Here is a 15,273-nt window from a genome sequence, read left to right as displayed (position 1 = left end):
GCCACCAGCGTTCGTTCTGAGCCAGGATCAAACTCTTCATTAATTTTTTAAAGTCTTGGTCCCGTTAATCACGTTCGTATAATTGACTATTCCAAGAAATCTCTTGGACCCGTCACTAAGCACATCTCCGATTCCTTCAATCTTCCCGGTGGCCTCGCGGGCCTCCGTCTCGCGTTCGTTTGGGCTTGAACCCTCTCGTTCGCGGGTGAGGCCAATTATAGAACTTTACGCCGTGTCCGTCAAGGGGTTAAGGCGAAAAAATTCACTTTTTTTTTCGATTTTTTTGAAATAACGATATTCCGCCCATGCGCGACACAATCTATCAACACACTATAAACATAATTATGGAAGCGCCGCAAGCAAAAACCCGTTTTGCCCAGCAAAAAAGGCCTAAAGCCCCTAAATCTCTATAGACATACCGCAGCGCATTTGTTCGGCGCGGTCGCCCAGGACTTCGTGCAGGATTTCAAAAGCGCGGTTTCCGGTGCAATGCCCGGTATAAATCTTCTGGACATCGAGCTCGCGCAGGCGCTCCGCAAAGGCGCGTACCACTTCGTCTTTATAGCGGAACAAATGGAATCCGCCGAGAATCGCATAAATCTTTTTGCCGGGGAACGTAGCCTCAATCTCTTTTACGATATTATCTGCGCCGCCATGGCTGCAACTATTCATAACAAACAGGCCCTTAGGCGTATCGAACACGAGACTTTGTTCGTGATCGAAACTATCGTAGCGGTACTTGCCGTTTTCCTTGACCGAAAGATGGGCACGCTCGCCAATCGCAGAAAGGCCCGGCGTCTTGTGCGGCACCAGGTACACATTCGGCGCTATCTGCATGTCGCCTTCGGCAAAGCGGATACGGTCTGCAAAGCGCTTTAAAAAGCCCTTATGGATTCCAATGTATTCATGGTAAGTAAAGTGGCCAAGCAATTTATGCGTATGATAGCAGTTTTCGCCCGCACCCTTGCGCAAATAAAAGGGAGCAGTCTTGTTCAGCGCAAAGAACCTGGCCATGCCATCGCTGTGGTCAAAATGCGCGTGACTCAAAACGCCCATGTCAATCTTCGAAAGGTCCACGCCCATCACGCCAGCGTTTTTCGCGAACAGGTGCGACGCTCCCGTATCGAGCAAGTAACGCTTGCCTTCGAATTCCACGTACACCGACAGGCCCCACTCGCCAAAGAGCTTGCGGGAGCCACAGCAACTAGCGATGTTATCAATAAGGACCAGAATCTTCATATTACAAAAGCCGGATTATTCGCAGTCAAGGCAAGTCCATTCAATTACGCCATCGCAGCCGTCCTTGGTGCCGGAAAGGCGCTCGCAGGTATAGCTTTCGATGTCAATCAAGAACCCGAGTTCGCCCGCGTTCTGGGTACAACACCCGTCGCAATCGCTGTCGGCGCACTTGTCGTAAACGGTAGCGTCTATGGTGCGGCCATTCTGACGCAGCCTGAAAGTTTTCAGTTTGTACTTGCCCCAATCCTTTTCGTGGATGGAGATGATGTTATGTTCGCTGACCCACTCTTCGGTCTGCTGGTCCGGTAGGCCAGCAAAGTAGCCCGCCCATTCGCAGCCGTTGTACACCACGCATTCTTCGCTGCTCGGATCCGGCCAAGAAATATACCACGTAAGGTTCGCCTTGTTCCATACCGTGTCGGCAGCGGGCTCAGTGGCCGTAGACTCAATGGCTGAACTTGACTCCGGAGCAACCGCTTCGGAGCTGCTGGATTCCACTATTTCTACAGAGCTGCTGGATTCTACAGGTTCGTGCGATGTGCTAGAGGTACCACCGCAAGCGCCCAGCAAGGCAACCACCGCAACACACAAAACATAATGAAGACTCTTCATACTCCCCCTCAAACTAACCCAATAACTTTCCGTCGCTAAAGGCGTTACCTACACGGCGTTCCATCACGTAGTAGCCGTGGCCCGCAGAATCGTAGCACACCGGAGCGAGCTTTTCGACCGAGAGCTTTCCGGATTCATCTAGCGCAGAATCATCGACAGACACATTCACGATTTCGCCGAGCAAAAGTTCCGAATCTTCGTCGTAGCTGACGAGCTTGCATTCCAGCGCGAGCGGGAGTTCCGCAATCAGCGGGGCGTCCACATGAGCGCTCTTGACAGAGGTCAAGCCGGAATGAGCAAACTTGTCGGCAACCTTGTTACCCGAAGTCACGCCCAGGTAATCAATCGCCTTGATGTTCTTGGCCGTCGCCATGCTGACGGTAAAAGCCTTGCGCGCAAGAATGTTCGGCATGGTCTTATGGCTGTGAGCCACGTAAATGGCGACCTGGTTCGTGTCGCTAATGGAGCCCCAAGCGGCCACCATGGCATTCGTAGAACCATCTTCGTTATACGTCGCAATCACCAATGTAGGCTGCGGGTACAAGTAAGCTTTAACACCGAGATCTTTGCGCATTATTTGCTCCTTTTAAGTTCTTGATTTACAAGATATAAAAATTTTCCAATTTAGCATAATAAAAATATTGACTAATTCAAGTGTAAAATCTAGTTTAGAGATATAAAGTCAAAGGAGTAGGTCATGCTTAGCCTTAAACAGAATTTCTACTACACAGCGAGCACAATTGCCCTTATTGCACTGGCAGCCTGCTCCTCGGACAGCCCTACCACGGCTGGCTCCACGACCATTCCGAATGCGACCGACGAAATTAGCAGTTCTTCGGAAAATACGATTTCCAGTTCCGCAGACAATATAATTGAAAACCTCCTCGCCCCCTTTACAGCCAACAACGAAAAGGTTCTCCAATTTGACAATCACGTAATCGCGTATAATACCGCACTTTCTCCCAGTTGCGAAAACGCCATGGTTTCATACGACGAAAACGAAATGATTGTACCCTTGAAGCCAATCTCCGGCGAAGCCATTGCCAAATGTTTCCCCAAAACGGCTCCGATTTTAGAAGAGAGTCATCTGGCTGAAGACGGAAAGACAAAATTTTACGCCGTAATCATCTATATGGCAGAATCTCCACAAGTTCTAGTTTTGAACAAATTTACAGGCGAAGAAATAAACATCTATGCGGTGTACCCCGGAAACAACTGTTTACTTGACGCAACCGGCCCCATTGTCATGTTCCTAGTCGCCGACACCGAAAATATTGCCATAAACGAAAACATAACTATAACCGGCAACGTACTCCATAGCGAATCATGGAATTGCGACGAAAAGGGAAATTTCCCCGACAATGTCAAGCCTTACGGCGAATGGTACCGAACGGATTTAGCCATTTACAGCAGTTCCACTAGCAACGACTCCACAATCAACACAGGCAGAAAATTCATCATTGCACCCAACACCGAAAACCTAGAGGTCTCCGATGAAGAGCGAGCAATCTTGGACAGCCTTGCAAAAGCTTTTCCGCAAAAATCTACGACAGACCAAATTGATGGAATGACGCGTTTCATCAATTACGACGCGCAGTATCATTTTACGACACAAAAAGAACGATACACTATCCCCGAAGAAGACAATCCGTATTTCTGCATAGTTGATGTGTATCAAGAAGAATCAGGATTGATTCGTTCATTCACTCCCAATTCACGTGGAACGCTTCAAGCAACGATTCTTCTTACCCCAAACAATTCTATCGCTTACTTGGCCTATGGCGAAGTCTATTCTTCAGTAGGACCAGCCAAGAGCCTATTCAAGGAAGAATGCGAAGCGACTAACGGATCTTTCTATGACTACTACCCCAACGACGGTAAAGTAGCCGTAGCATGCGCGGTAAAGAATTTTACAGGCTTTCCTTTCGAGACGATTGTCAGCGAACAGCAAAGCCTGTGCGATAATGATTACAAAAGCTTTTAAAGCAAAAAATCCTTTAACTACCTAGAGCCTTCACGCAGTCTGAACGCCACGCAGGCGATGTCGACGACACGCGGGAGGCTCATTTCGCGGCTCATGCCCTGCGGCAAGTTGCGGAAGCCCACGTTCTGAATTTTTTCGAGAAGTTTCTGGATGGTCGCGGCGACAGAATCGCCGGCGCAAGCATCCGATTCCGAATTGCTGGCAGCGTTCTGCAGCAGGTTCAAAAGTACAAAGCCCGCACCTAAGCGCTGCTGCTTGTCGACAAGCGTGTTGAGGCGCGAGGTGTCGGACACCAGGAACCCGATTTGCAACAAAGTATCGCCTGAAAGTTTTACCTTGACTTGGCGCTCGACCGCAGAGGTGGGGCGCACCGATTTTTGCAAGGGTTGCATGTAGCCTACAAACGGGCGCGCGCTCGAGACCGCGGCTGTAGACTGTTGCGATTCCGGCGACTGCGAAGACTTTGCACATTCAGCCTTGTAGTTTGCCATGATGACGATGTTGTCGGCAAGGTCGAGGTAGTCGCCGCAAGCACCTGCCACCAGAATAAAGCTGTAGCCCTGTGCCGAAATTTCACGAATGCGATCCGTCAGCGGAATCAGCGGTTCGCGGTCATCGCCCAAGAGCTTGCGCACGCGAATGTCGCGAATCAAGAAGTTCACCGCCGAAGAATCCTCGTCGATCAAGAAGGTGCTGGCCCCCGCTTCCATGGCTTCGAGCAAGTTTGCGGCTTCGCTGGTAGAACCCGACGCCGAAAGCGTATTGAAATTCTTGGTCGAAACGCCGCCCGGCAAGTCGCGCACGAACTGCGACAAGTCTGTGCCGCGCACGCTGCGGCCGTCTTCGACGCCCACGCGGAGTGCAGATTCGTCAATCACGATTCCTTCACGACCGTCGCCCGGAATATGCGGGTAGACCGCGCGGGTCAAGGCCTGCAGCAAAGTCGACTTTCCATGGAAGGCGCCCCCCGTAATCACGGTGATTCCCTTCGGGATTCCCATGCCGCGAATTTCGCGACCGCACACATTCAAAGTCACCGCCATCTGTTCGGGAGCGGTAAACGGCACCGCGCCTTCCAGCGGCAATTCGCTCAAGCCCGATGCTCGCGGAAGCACTGCACCGTCAGGCACGAATGCACACAGCCCGCGACTTTCAAACTCAGCCAAAATCTCCTTGCGTTCGGCGAGCACGCGGAAATGTTCCTGCAAGGCGGCCTCGTCGGACTTGCTGTAATAAAGCCCTGCCGACACCAAGTCCGGCAAAACCTCAATCCACAGGGAATTTCGCACCAGCATCTCGGGTCCAGCCGTATCGAATACGATGGCGGCGTCCTTATCAGGGTACTTTTCCTTAACCAGTCGCGAAAGCTTGCGGTGCAAGAAATCGCTCAGCGCCAAGCGACGCTCAAAAGAGCCGCCCCATTCGCCCGAATAACCGAGCATCGAAAGATTCGCCTTGATCACGACCCTGGAGGCCGGCGCATACGGGTCGCCCTGCACATGCAGGAATTCCAGCGCGAAATCGCCAAAATCCCATGGTTTGTCTGCCAAGGACTTGTAGAGACCGTAATTTTTGCCATTTAAAGTGCGAATTTTCTGGTAAAGGGCTTTCATGTAGTGAAAAGTAGTTTTTTAGGGGCGCTTTTTTAGCACGCGTTTCTAAACTTTTGCACAAAAAAAAATTAAATTCCATAAAAACTTTATATTTTTAGAACAAACAAACAGGAGAAATCCATGAAAAAGCTTTACATTTTTGCGCTTTTGGTCGCATTCCTCTTTACCGCCGCCGTCGCTGACGACGATCCACCTCCGCGCGGTAAGGCCGCAACCATCACCATCATCACCAACCCGCCTAACAGCGACGTGTTCCTCGGTGGCGAACCCTTGGGCAAGAGCCCGATTGAAAACGTCAGCGTCAAGTCTGGCCGTCAGACCCTCGTGGTGATCGACCAGGGTTACGAACTGGTGAACCAGCGCGTGAACATTTGGCCGGGTAACGACAAGCGTAACGTGTTTGACTTCGGCACCAAGATTCCTAAGGGTGCTATCAAGGTGACCACCATTCCGGGCAAGTGCCTCATCTACATCGACGGCGACAATGCCGACAAGACCGACGGTGCCGCACTCACCATCAACAACCTCGACGCCGGTGACCACGTGATTCGCGCAGAATGCTCCAACCGCAAGTCTGCCGAAGCTCTCGTGACCGTGAAGGGCGAAGAAACTGTCGAAGTGACCCTCGACGCTTCCGGCAAGAAGAAGAAGTAATTTCTCTCTCAGTGGTTTATGCCATTAGGCCTCCGACTCTAAGTCGGAGGCTATTTTATTTATATTTAACGTAAATTCATTACCGGAGTTTTCATGAAACGCCTTTTATTGCTCGCAATATCTGCACTGTTTTTGTGTTCTTGCGCAAACAAGTCCATGACTCGTTATGAAACGTTGGCCCCCGTACTCAAGAAAGAAGGTTTCGAGGGCACTATCGAAAAAATCGAAAAGAAGAAAGACGACCTTTACGGCGAAAAGAGCGCCTTCCTTTACCACTTCGACGAAGGCATGCTCTACCATTACGCCGGCAAAAACAAGGAAAGCATCAAGCACTTTGCACAGGCCGAACAGATTTACGAAGACCTGTACACCAAGTCGGTGACCAACGAAGCCGCAGCCCTTGTTACCAACGACAATATTCGTCCTTACCGAGCACGCCCCTTTGAAGTGCTGATGATGTACCAGTACCAGATTCTGAACTACCTCGCCATCGGTGATTTAGACGGGGCACTGGTCGAAGTCCGCAGGGCGCAAATCGCCTCCGAAGCGCTTTACCAGAAAGACAAGGAAAAGGTGAACGACAACGGCTGGCTACGTTACCTGAGCGCCATCGTTTACGACATGGCCGGCGAAGAAGACGATGCCGCCATCGCCTACCTGAAGGCAGCCAAGGCGTTCGAAGAGGGCAACGTGAAGATGCCCAAAGAAGTCTGGGAATACATCAACGAAAGCCTCACCAAAATGGACCGCGCAGACGACCTGAAGGGACTCAAGACCGAAGCACTCACGAGCACGCCCAAGGCAACGGCCGCCCGCACCAAGGGCCAAGAAATCATCGTGGTGGGTTACGCTGGCCACAGCCCAATCCTTGGCGAAATGTACCTGTCAGGCACCTACGTGAGCGGCACCGCCATGAACCTCACCTACAAAGACGGCAAGACCGGAAAAATCAACTCGTTTACCGTTTTCGCGCCCCCTGTTGCAGGCGCGGGTAGCAATACATTCCATGTCGGATTCGCTCTTCCCGAAAAGAAGGAATTGCCCCAGCGCACAAGCATGTTCAGCGTAAATCTGGACGGAACCATGCGCGTCTCGCCCGAAAAAGTGGCCAATATTGATTCCGAACTCGAGCAGAACATGAAAGACGAGAACGCGACCACCGCGGTCCGTACCATTACCCGTGTAGTGCTCCGCACAATCGCCGCCCAAAAGGCCAAGAAGGCGACCAACACGGGCAACGGGATCTTCGACCTCGTGAAAAACATCGCCGTAGACGTGGGCCAGAGCCAGTTGGAACAGGCAGACCTACGTATCGGTCTATTCATGCCCAACACCATCAACGTGACCCGCATTCCGGTCGATGCCGGGGACCACGACGTGACCATTTCTGCTCTGGACGGTCAGGGAAGAGTCATCGGGGACTACAAGTTGGGCAAAATTAAGGTCGGTAAAGGGCAGAAAAAAATTGTCGTCGTTCCCTCGATTGACTGATTTTAGTATTTTATGAAAAAATAACATCCGCTTTTTGAAATAATAATGTAGTTTCAAAGGCAAAGTTTAAGGAGCAAATATGAACTTAAAAGCTTTAGTCGCTGCTGGCGCTTTGCTCGCCACCCAGTCCTTCGCCATTGTGGGCGTCGGCTTCCACTATGCCCCTGGTTTTGGCACCAAGATGAAGTCTGCCGAACCGGCTCCTATCGCCAACAACATTAATCTGAGCCACGACGGCTTCGACGGCATGATGCAGGGCTTCGGCTTCAAGGCATGGATTGACCTCCTCCCGGTGATCGACATCGAAGCTACCTTGAATATCCAGTTCGGCTCCTACGACGCATCTCTTTGGGTCGATAATCCGGCAGACGGAACCGTCAACGAAATCCCTCTTGAAATTGAACTGGGCGGCACCCCGTTCGGCAAGGCAAACCCGAAGTTTGTCGCCATGACCGGTGACCTCTCCATCACCTACCCCATTACAACTTTGCCGATCATTCGCCCCTACATCGGTGGCGGTCTTTCTTACCACCTGAACAGCTTTGTCTTGAACCAGAAGTTCGCTTCTAGCTTTATTCAGCCGAGCACCTTCGACGAAGTCGCAGCAATTGTGCTTGACCAGACTATGGACAACGACGCCAAGTCCCAGGCTCTCCAGGCCAAGGGTCAGGAAATGAAAGCCCAAATCCAGGACAAGGCTCTTGACGAAGGCCTGAACACCAGCATCGGTGGCCACATCTTGGTGGGCCTCCGTGCCAAGCTCCCGATTATCCCGATTGCCGCTTACGGCAACTTCAAGTACTACATCGGCGGTGACTATCCGAGTGAAGTGGATCCCGGTAACATGACCGTTGAATTGGGTGTCGGACTCGCAATTTAATCATAATCCCAGGTAAAATAAATGACGACTGAAAACACAAGCACGACCAAGATTCTTATCATCGAAGACGAAATCGCCATTGCCGAAGGCCTGATCGACCTTTGCAAGCTGAATGGCTACAACGTTAAGCACTGCGCCGACGGCGAAAGCGGCCTTGCCGAAGCCCTCACCAAGCAGTACAACCTGGTTCTTCTGGACTTGATGCTCCCTGGCATGGACGGCTTTACCGTTTGTGACAAGATCCGCGAACAGGACAAGAGCCTCCCGATTATCATTCTTTCTGCAAAGAACGCCGACGACGATATCATCAACGGCCTCAAGTACGGTGCAGACGACTACATTCCGAAGCCGTTCTCCGTTCCGATGCTCCTGGCCCGTATTGACGCCGTGCTCCGTCGCAGCCGTCAGACCATGGAAAACGAAGGCAAGCTCGTCGCTGGCAGCCTGCGCGTGAACTTCCGCGAATACACCGGCACCCGCGGTACCGAAGAGCTCGCCTTCACCCGTAAGGAAATCGAAATCCTCGAATACCTGTGGCGCAACCGTGACCACGCCGTTCCGCGTTCCGAACTGCTCCGCAAGGTCTGGGGTTACGAAAACGCTGATTCTGTGGACACCCGTACCGTGGACATCCACATTACCAAGCTCCGCAAGAAAATCGAAGACGATCCTTCGCATCCGAAACTCTTGGTCACCTTCCGTGGAGAAGGCTACCAGATGCGTTCTGCACCTGAATGCGACAAGTAAAAGCTAAAGTAGCTGCGGCTCTAACGTATCTTAAGAAACACCAGGCAATCATCATGGAACGCCTGGTGTTTATTTCCATTTTCCTGGTCATCGCAATTCCTCTGACCATCTTGTTCATCAAGACTTACGAGCAGTCCACGGCGCTCGAAGAAAAGAAAGTCGAGGAACGCATTGACTCTGCATACGAGAGCCTCCGCCTTAGACTGTCTTCGGACTTCAACCTGGAAAACAGCCGCTCCTACAAGGACTACGGCATTCTGAACTCGATTACCGTGATTGGCGGCAACAGCCGACTCTTCTCGGAATTCTTCTCGTTCCCGGATTCCAGCGGTCCGTACTGCGACTTCGACTCCTTGTACCGCCAGTGCCGCAAGGGCTTGCTCGGGCATTTCCAGATTTCGCATAGCGGCGAACTCTTGACGCCCTTCTACCCCGACACCAGCACCGGTATCGGAAAGTCCATGTGGGACAACTTCTCGTTCGACGACCAGGAGCAGCGCAAAAAGACCCGCGACCTGATCCAGTACTTGCTCATCAAGCTCGACATTCGAAACGGGCTCCCCAAGCGCACCGTGCAGACGGTTGACTCCACCGAAGCGATCGACCAACTTTACGACGAGATTCCGGACTTGCAGATTCCCACCCGCGTGGAACTCACCTCCGAAGAAGAAGCTCTGACTTACATGGCCGAAACCGCCAAGAACGACACGACTGTCGCACCCGACATTCCGATTTTCACCGGTAACAACACGAACGTCAACATCAGCGATTTGAAGATTCGCATGACGACAGACTACATCGTGTTCTTCCGTACGATTTATATCGGCATGCTCCCGATTGTGCAGGGCTTTGTCGTCGACAAGAATATCTACCTGAACTACATGACTCAGGAAGAACAGATTGCGTACGCCAAGTTGCCTTACGCGATCGAGCTTGTTTACGAAGACAACGTGCTCTTGACCATTGGCAAGAAGAACGCCGAATACGAGCTGAGAACCAAGCGCCCGCTGCCGCCGCCCTACGACAAGATCATCTTCAAGATGTATTCTGCCGAAGTCAGCGGATCGGCCGACCTGACCATTCTCTTTAGCGGACTCATTCTCTTGATCGTGATTGCGGTGTGTCTGATTACCATTTACCGTTTTACGCAAAGCAAGGTGGCTCTTGCCGCCAAGCGTCAGGATTTTGTATCTGCCATTACGCACGAACTCAAGACTCCGCTGACCGCTATCAAGATGTATGCCGAACTGTTGCAGAATTCCTGGGTGGCAAGCGAAGAAAAGAAGCAGCGTTACTACGGCCAGATTGCAAGCGAAGCGGACAGACTTTCGCGTTTGATTCAGAACGTGCTTAATTTGTCTAAACTCGATGGCAACCGCTGGAACGTGCAGCTCCGCAAGGAACGCCCGAAGGCCGTGCTCGACGACTTTGTGGCAACGTACAGCAGGAACATCGAAAAGCAGGGATTCGAGCTCACCGTATCGACCGACACCGATGCCGACAACGTGGCTCTGCTGATCGACCGCGACGCCGTGATGCAGATTCTGATGAACCTGGTCGACAACTCGCTCAAGTTCTCGAAGAACGCAAGCTACAAGATGATCAGCATCGAGCTGCGCGTGAACAACGGCGACATGTACCTTGCCGTGCGTGACTACGGTCCGGGCATTCCGGCTTCTGAAATGAAGAAGGTGTTCCAGGAATTCTACCGTGTCGAAAACGAAATGACTCGTTCTACAAGCGGAACGGGTATCGGTCTTTCGATGGTGAAGAAGCTTTGCACGCTCACCAACATGAAGATCGAAATCGAAAATGCAGGCCCTGGTCTGAGAACCAAGATTCACTTCCCGCCGCTCGACATTTACTAATTACGGAATTTGACAAATCCAAATAATATTTAACAAGCTTTGTAAAATTCGCCCCGGATTTAAGTCCGAGGCGTTTTAAGTAATATTTATCTAAAGAAAATATTTCATCGCGGTGGTCCAATTTTTAGTATTTTTAGGACGCCAAAATGTATTATAATGGCAATACGAGGAGCATGTCATGACTCAAGAAGACATTCTAAATAATCCGGAAAAGTATGACCTTTCCATCGAAACCGTTGGCAAGGGAACTTTGAAATCGCCCATGAAGGGTGTGCCGTTTGTTTCGGAGTCTGACCGAGTAAGCCTTACGGCAGACATTGGCCGAATCCAGAAATTCTGCGAAAGCGGAAAAGCGATTCCCTCGCTCGAAGCGGCCGGCCCTCGCGAAACGATTTTCCACGACCCCGCCTGGACTCGCGCAGGCATTGTGACTTGCGGCGGACTCTGCCCCGGTCTTAACAACGTGATCAAGGGTCTTGTTCAGGTGCTGTGGTTCGACTACGGCGTGCGCAACATTTTCGGTATTCCGTACGGCTACCGCGGTTTGAACCCGGCCTACGGTTATTCCCCGATGATCCTGAACCCCGACGTGGTGGACGCCATCCAGGAAGACGGCGGTACCATTCTCGGAAGCTCCCGCGGAAACCAGGACGCCAAGGTGATGGTCGATACCCTGATGCGCCTGAACATTAATGTGCTGTTCTGCATTGGCGGTGACGGTACGCTCCGCGGCGCCCACGATATTGCCGAAGAAATCAAGAAGCGTCACCAGCCCATTTCGGTGATCGGCATTCCGAAGACTATCGACAACGACTTGAATTTGATTGACCGAACCTTCGGTTTCGAAACCGCCGTGCTCAGCGCCACCGACGTGATTACCAGCGCCCACAACGAAGCGAACGGCGCCTTTAACGGTCTTGGCCTTGTAAAGCTCATGGGTCGCGATTCCGGCTTTATTGCAGCTTACGCAGCACTCGCTACAACGGTCGTAAACATTTGCCTGGTACCCGAAGTACCCTTTACGCTCGACGGACTCTTCAAGGCCCTGGAAAGCCGCTACAGCAGCGGCAAGACGCATGCCGTGATCGTTGTCGCCGAAGGTGCCGGCCAGGAACTCTTCAAGGACCAGCCCGAACGCAAGGACGCCAGCGGAAACATCTTGAAAAACGATATTGGTGAATTCCTGACGCGCAAAATCAAGGAACATTTCGACAAGGTCGGCAAGGAAATCAACATCAAGTACTTTGACCCGAGCTACATGGTTCGTAGCATTCCGGCCCAAGGTACCGACGCCATTTTCTGCTTCCAACTCGCCGAAGCCGCCGTGCACGCAGGCATGGCCGGCAAGACCGACATGGTCGTGGGCAGCATGAACAATGCATTCTCGCACGTGCCTATCGAATACGCCGTCAGCGAACGCAAGAAGATTAACCCGAACGGAGCCTTGTGGCACGCCGTTCTCGGCATCACGCGTCAGCAGGACTACTTCTCCGGTAAGGGGAAGGGGAAGTAACCCTTCGCGCATTCCTGACTCCGGCGCCATACGCCGAAACCATGGAATTAGATGTTTGGACAAAAAAGAGGAAACAAAAAGCAATGCTAAAACAAGAAGATAAGGTGTTAATTCGCACTGCACTCATGGAATATCGCTATCTTTTATTCAAGACTTACCACGGCACCGACGACGAAAAGGTACGTATCGCACAGCTGAATAAAGTCTTGCAGAACTGGAAAGTGTAGTTTGGCAAAAAGGGGAAAATGAATCGATTCTTGGCAACATTGTTTGCGTTTACGCTGTGTGGGGCAAGCCTCGCAAATGAAGACTTGCGCATTGCAGATTCCTGCTACACCGCACGTGCAGAACACGCCGTTGGCGACAAGGCGAACGCCAAGAATGCCAAGCTCATGATCGACAGCTACCACAAGGCCATGAAGGACCCCTCTGTCGAAGAGAAGGCCACCGAAGGCTACGTGAAGAGCTTGTTCTTTTCTTTCCGCTTTGTGCACTTTGAAAAGCACCAGCGCAAGGCCAAGCTAGACAGCTTAAAGACCATTAGCGAAGCCGCCTACCAGAAGTTCCCGAAGAACCGGGAAATTGCGCATGTGTACGCAAGCGCCCTTTCGATGTGGGGTAACGAGCGTGGAGCCCTAGCCTCGGTCAAGGATGGCGTTGCCACCACCGTGCGCGACGTGGCGATTATGGCCGAAGACTACCAGGTGCTTGGCCGCGCCCACTTTGTGCTGCCCTACGTGCCACTGGTACTTTCGTGGCCCGACAAAAAACTTGCCGACAAGTACTTGAGTCTTGCGCTCGAAAAGAACCCGCGCGACCTTTACAACTATTACTTTTTGGCAGAACTGCGCTTCGACCAGAAACGTTACGCAGACGCCCTGAACCTCATTGACCGCGGCCTTTCGCGCGGCATTCGCACGAACAACTTCCTCGAAGACAAGCGTGGCCGCTGGCACCTGAAAGAGCTTCAAAAACAAATCAACGCCAAGCTCGACAAAAAGAAATAACCTTCCCTAAAAAATTTTGGGATATAAAAAAGCACCGCGGTTAAGCGGTGCCTTTCATTAGAAGGTTTTGTGGGTTGATGGATTAGCCTTCATAATCCGGATCAACCGCATCATCATTAACTTCGCAACCACTGCAATCCAAAAGGCTTGTACAGTAATCCATTTCGACTACTTCCATCAGGGGCTTGCTGTATACTTTCTTTTCGCTGTTCATTTTAAATTCCTGCTGCATCATTTTGCAATCCCCTTCTTGTTAAAGAATGCTCCCTTGGTGGTGGGCTTGTGGTTTGTGCTGCGGCCCTTGAGGTCGAACCAACGATCGATCTTGATTGCACCCGTGACGGTGTTCATACGGCCAATGGCTGTTGTCTTTTCTTCTTCGTCAATGAATTCGACATCAATCGATTCGGGCAAGTTCTCAATGGAGCTTACTTCGCCCTTGGCAAGCGGACGACCAAGACGTACATCCGCATTTTTCTTGCACATATAGGCACGCATCGGAATGGCATAGGTGCCTTCACCTACCTTGCCATACTGACCTGCTACGTATTTGCCATCGGGGTCATTTGCAGCAGCAAGGGCATAAGCAAGTCCAAATTCCGGATCAGTTGAGCTCCATGTCTTGTATTCATAAGTACCCTTGAAAATCCACTTGTTAGTATTATCATATTGTTCCGCAATATCATCAGTCAAGAAAGTAGCCTGACCGCCATTCAGATTGAACTGGAGTTTCGTTGCATTAGGAACGATAACTGCATACGGAGTATTTGCAGCCGGAAGTGCATTTGCATTATCCAATGCAATATTCCTGAAAGAAGCCTTCCATTTGCAATCAACCGAAGCAACTTCCCTAAGGTAATAGAACTTGGCATTTGTCGTGGCACCAGCAGGCAAGCTAAACGGCAACACAATAGTACCAGCCGTCCCTGCTGTAAAAGTACGATTGTACACAATAGAGTCTACATTAATAGCAGTTGAAATGCTCACCTCATCACTTCCATTATAGTCACCGTTAATCTTGGCAATTCCATAGCCATCGTTATCTTGTTTGTAAATGTCAATTGCAGCGGTAGAAGTCTTCTTTAAAACCTGTATAGTCATATCTAAGCCATCTGAGGCCAAGGAACCGGAAATAGGTCCCGACCAAAATCTCATATACAAACTATTACCTGAACTCAACTTTGTCGGCAAAGCCAAAACAACATCAGATGAAATATCGTATTCCTGTACTTTTGCATTAATTATTACAGTCGTATTAGAGGAACTAGCTCCATCCCATACTTCAATATTAGGCTGAGCCCCATACGAAGAACCGCTTTTGGCCGAGCGAGTTATTGTTCCAGATACTCGAAGAAAAGAGCCTTCTGGAGCATTCAATACGACAAAACCGGAGCAACCTTGTTCAAATTTTCCTGTCGCTCCACCATAATCATACACTTTAAAAGCAGTTACTCCATCTGCAATAGTTACAATATCCGTCCCTGTTTGCGGAATATTGACAAAGCCGCCATCTGTTGAAAGCGTGACTTCAGCAGCCCACGCGGTTGTTGTTGCCACCATGCCTAACGCGAGCACGGCGGAAAGGCTCAAAAATTGGTTTTTGAGTTTCATAGTATTTTCCCTTCTAATTATAAGGTTACTTTAACCATATAGTAAACTTACAAT

Annotated in this window: 15 protein-coding genes; 9 read left to right on the top strand and 6 right to left on the bottom strand. The window is 50.9% G+C overall.

Annotated elements, in window-relative coordinates; all coding sequences use genetic code 11:
• Positions 1–399: 399 nt before the first annotated feature.
• Genes QZN53_RS11895 through QZN53_RS11885 form a run of 3 tightly spaced genes read right to left on the bottom strand, consistent with a single transcriptional unit; the run spans position 400 to position 2,425 of the window.
• Positions 400–1,239 carry an MBL fold metallo-hydrolase gene (locus QZN53_RS11895; protein WP_163439150.1) on the bottom strand — a complete coding sequence of 280 codons (840 nt, stop codon included), beginning with the start codon at positions 1,237–1,239 and terminating at the stop codon, positions 400–402.
• Between the two features lie 15 nt (positions 1,240–1,254).
• Positions 1,255–1,851 (bottom strand): hypothetical protein, encoded by a 597-nt coding sequence (locus QZN53_RS11890; RefSeq protein WP_294653303.1) that lies wholly within the window; start codon positions 1,849–1,851, stop codon positions 1,255–1,257.
• A gap of 13 nt (positions 1,852–1,864) precedes the next feature.
• The gene (locus QZN53_RS11885) at positions 1,865–2,425 is read right to left on the bottom strand and encodes a flavin reductase family protein (RefSeq protein WP_163439149.1); all 561 of its coding nucleotides are present in this window, start codon (positions 2,423–2,425) and stop codon (positions 1,865–1,867) included.
• Between the two features lie 123 nt (positions 2,426–2,548).
• Here QZN53_RS11885 and QZN53_RS11880 point away from each other — a divergent pair, with 123 nt between their 5' ends.
• Positions 2,549–3,835: a hypothetical protein gene (locus QZN53_RS11880; protein WP_163439148.1), complete on the top strand. Its 1,287-nt coding sequence runs from the start codon at positions 2,549–2,551 to the stop codon at positions 3,833–3,835.
• Between the two features lie 17 nt (positions 3,836–3,852).
• On the opposite strand, the gene QZN53_RS11875 is transcribed toward QZN53_RS11880, so the two are convergent.
• Complete coding sequence (locus QZN53_RS11875) at positions 3,853–5,448, bottom strand: ABC-ATPase domain-containing protein (RefSeq protein ID WP_163439147.1); 1,596 nt, start codon at positions 5,446–5,448, stop codon at positions 3,853–3,855.
• Between the two features lie 120 nt (positions 5,449–5,568).
• Between QZN53_RS11875 and QZN53_RS11870 the strand changes: the two genes are divergently transcribed.
• From QZN53_RS11870 to QZN53_RS11835, 8 genes are all read left to right on the top strand, one after another.
• A complete protein-coding gene (locus QZN53_RS11870; protein ID WP_163439146.1) occupies positions 5,569–6,102 on the top strand; it encodes a PEGA domain-containing protein in 534 nt (177 codons plus the stop codon).
• A gap of 93 nt (positions 6,103–6,195) precedes the next feature.
• On the top strand, positions 6,196–7,593 hold the full coding sequence (locus tag QZN53_RS11865; RefSeq protein ID WP_163439145.1) for a hypothetical protein: 1,398 nt from the start codon (positions 6,196–6,198) through the stop codon (positions 7,591–7,593).
• 79 nt (positions 7,594–7,672) lie between these two features.
• Entirely contained in the window at positions 7,673–8,473 is an 801-nt protein-coding gene (locus tag QZN53_RS11860; protein WP_073323652.1) for a hypothetical protein, read from the top strand.
• 21 nt (positions 8,474–8,494) lie between these two features.
• Positions 8,495–9,220: a response regulator transcription factor gene (locus QZN53_RS11855; protein WP_088629015.1), complete on the top strand. Its 726-nt coding sequence runs from the start codon at positions 8,495–8,497 to the stop codon at positions 9,218–9,220.
• Entirely contained in the window at positions 9,208–11,088 is a 1,881-nt protein-coding gene (locus QZN53_RS11850) for a sensor histidine kinase KdpD (RefSeq protein WP_163439144.1), read from the top strand. Before QZN53_RS11855 ends, QZN53_RS11850 begins: the two co-directional genes overlap by 13 nt.
• Before the next feature lie 178 nt (positions 11,089–11,266).
• The gene (locus tag QZN53_RS11845) at positions 11,267–12,601 is read left to right on the top strand and encodes an ATP-dependent 6-phosphofructokinase (protein ID WP_163439143.1); all 1,335 of its coding nucleotides are present in this window, start codon (positions 11,267–11,269) and stop codon (positions 12,599–12,601) included.
• Between the two features lie 83 nt (positions 12,602–12,684).
• Complete coding sequence (locus tag QZN53_RS11840) at positions 12,685–12,828, top strand: hypothetical protein (protein ID WP_163439142.1); 144 nt, start codon at positions 12,685–12,687, stop codon at positions 12,826–12,828.
• A gap of 18 nt (positions 12,829–12,846) precedes the next feature.
• Positions 12,847–13,608 (top strand): hypothetical protein, encoded by a 762-nt coding sequence (locus QZN53_RS11835; protein WP_163439141.1) that lies wholly within the window; start codon positions 12,847–12,849, stop codon positions 13,606–13,608.
• 82 nt (positions 13,609–13,690) lie between these two features.
• Here the strand turns inward: QZN53_RS11835 and QZN53_RS11830 are convergent, their stop codons facing one another.
• A complete protein-coding gene (locus QZN53_RS11830; RefSeq protein WP_163439140.1) occupies positions 13,691–13,843 on the bottom strand; it encodes a hypothetical protein in 153 nt (50 codons plus the stop codon).
• Positions 13,840–14,709 (bottom strand): hypothetical protein, encoded by an 870-nt coding sequence (locus QZN53_RS11825; protein ID WP_163439139.1) that lies wholly within the window; start codon positions 14,707–14,709, stop codon positions 13,840–13,842. The genes QZN53_RS11830 and QZN53_RS11825 overlap by 4 nt, the downstream gene beginning before the upstream one ends.
• Between the last annotated feature and the right edge of the window lie 564 nt (positions 14,710–15,273).

Origin of the sequence: uncultured Fibrobacter sp., assembly GCF_900316465.1 — a bacterium.
Classification (GTDB): Bacteria; Fibrobacterota; Fibrobacteria; order Fibrobacterales; family Fibrobacteraceae; genus Fibrobacter.
Note: the sequence above shows the minus strand (reverse complement) of the source record. Positions and strands in the feature narration are given on the sequence as shown.

Bases quoted from the DNA above. Each gene is read 5' to 3' on its own strand.
- QZN53_RS11880 (WP_163439148.1), top strand. From the start codon at position 2,549: ATGCTTAGCCTTAAACAGAATTTCTACTACACAGCGAGCACAATTGCC.
- QZN53_RS11855 (WP_088629015.1), top strand. From the start codon at position 8,495: ATGACGACTGAAAACACAAGCACGACCAAGATTCTTATCATCGAAGAC.
- QZN53_RS11840 (WP_163439142.1), top strand. From the start codon at position 12,685: ATGCTAAAACAAGAAGATAAGGTGTTAATTCGCACTGCACTCATGGAA.
- QZN53_RS11825 (WP_163439139.1), bottom strand. From the start codon at position 14,709: ATGACTATACAGGTTTTAAAGAAGACTTCTACCGCTGCAATTGACATT.
- QZN53_RS11850 (WP_163439144.1), top strand. From the start codon at position 9,208: ATGCGACAAGTAAAAGCTAAAGTAGCTGCGGCTCTAACGTATCTTAAG.
- QZN53_RS11865 (WP_163439145.1), top strand. From the start codon at position 6,196: ATGAAACGCCTTTTATTGCTCGCAATATCTGCACTGTTTTTGTGTTCT.
- QZN53_RS11885 (WP_163439149.1), bottom strand. From the start codon at position 2,425: ATGCGCAAAGATCTCGGTGTTAAAGCTTACTTGTACCCGCAGCCTACA.
- QZN53_RS11860 (WP_073323652.1), top strand. From the start codon at position 7,673: ATGAACTTAAAAGCTTTAGTCGCTGCTGGCGCTTTGCTCGCCACCCAG.
- QZN53_RS11875 (WP_163439147.1), bottom strand. From the start codon at position 5,448: ATGAAAGCCCTTTACCAGAAAATTCGCACTTTAAATGGCAAAAATTAC.
- QZN53_RS11830 (WP_163439140.1), bottom strand. From the start codon at position 13,843: ATGATGCAGCAGGAATTTAAAATGAACAGCGAAAAGAAAGTATACAGC.
- QZN53_RS11890 (WP_294653303.1), bottom strand. From the start codon at position 1,851: ATGAAGAGTCTTCATTATGTTTTGTGTGTTGCGGTGGTTGCCTTGCTG.
- QZN53_RS11870 (WP_163439146.1), top strand. From the start codon at position 5,569: ATGAAAAAGCTTTACATTTTTGCGCTTTTGGTCGCATTCCTCTTTACC.
- QZN53_RS11845 (WP_163439143.1), top strand. From the start codon at position 11,267: ATGACTCAAGAAGACATTCTAAATAATCCGGAAAAGTATGACCTTTCC.
- QZN53_RS11895 (WP_163439150.1), bottom strand. From the start codon at position 1,239: ATGAAGATTCTGGTCCTTATTGATAACATCGCTAGTTGCTGTGGCTCC.
- QZN53_RS11835 (WP_163439141.1), top strand. From the start codon at position 12,847: ATGAATCGATTCTTGGCAACATTGTTTGCGTTTACGCTGTGTGGGGCA.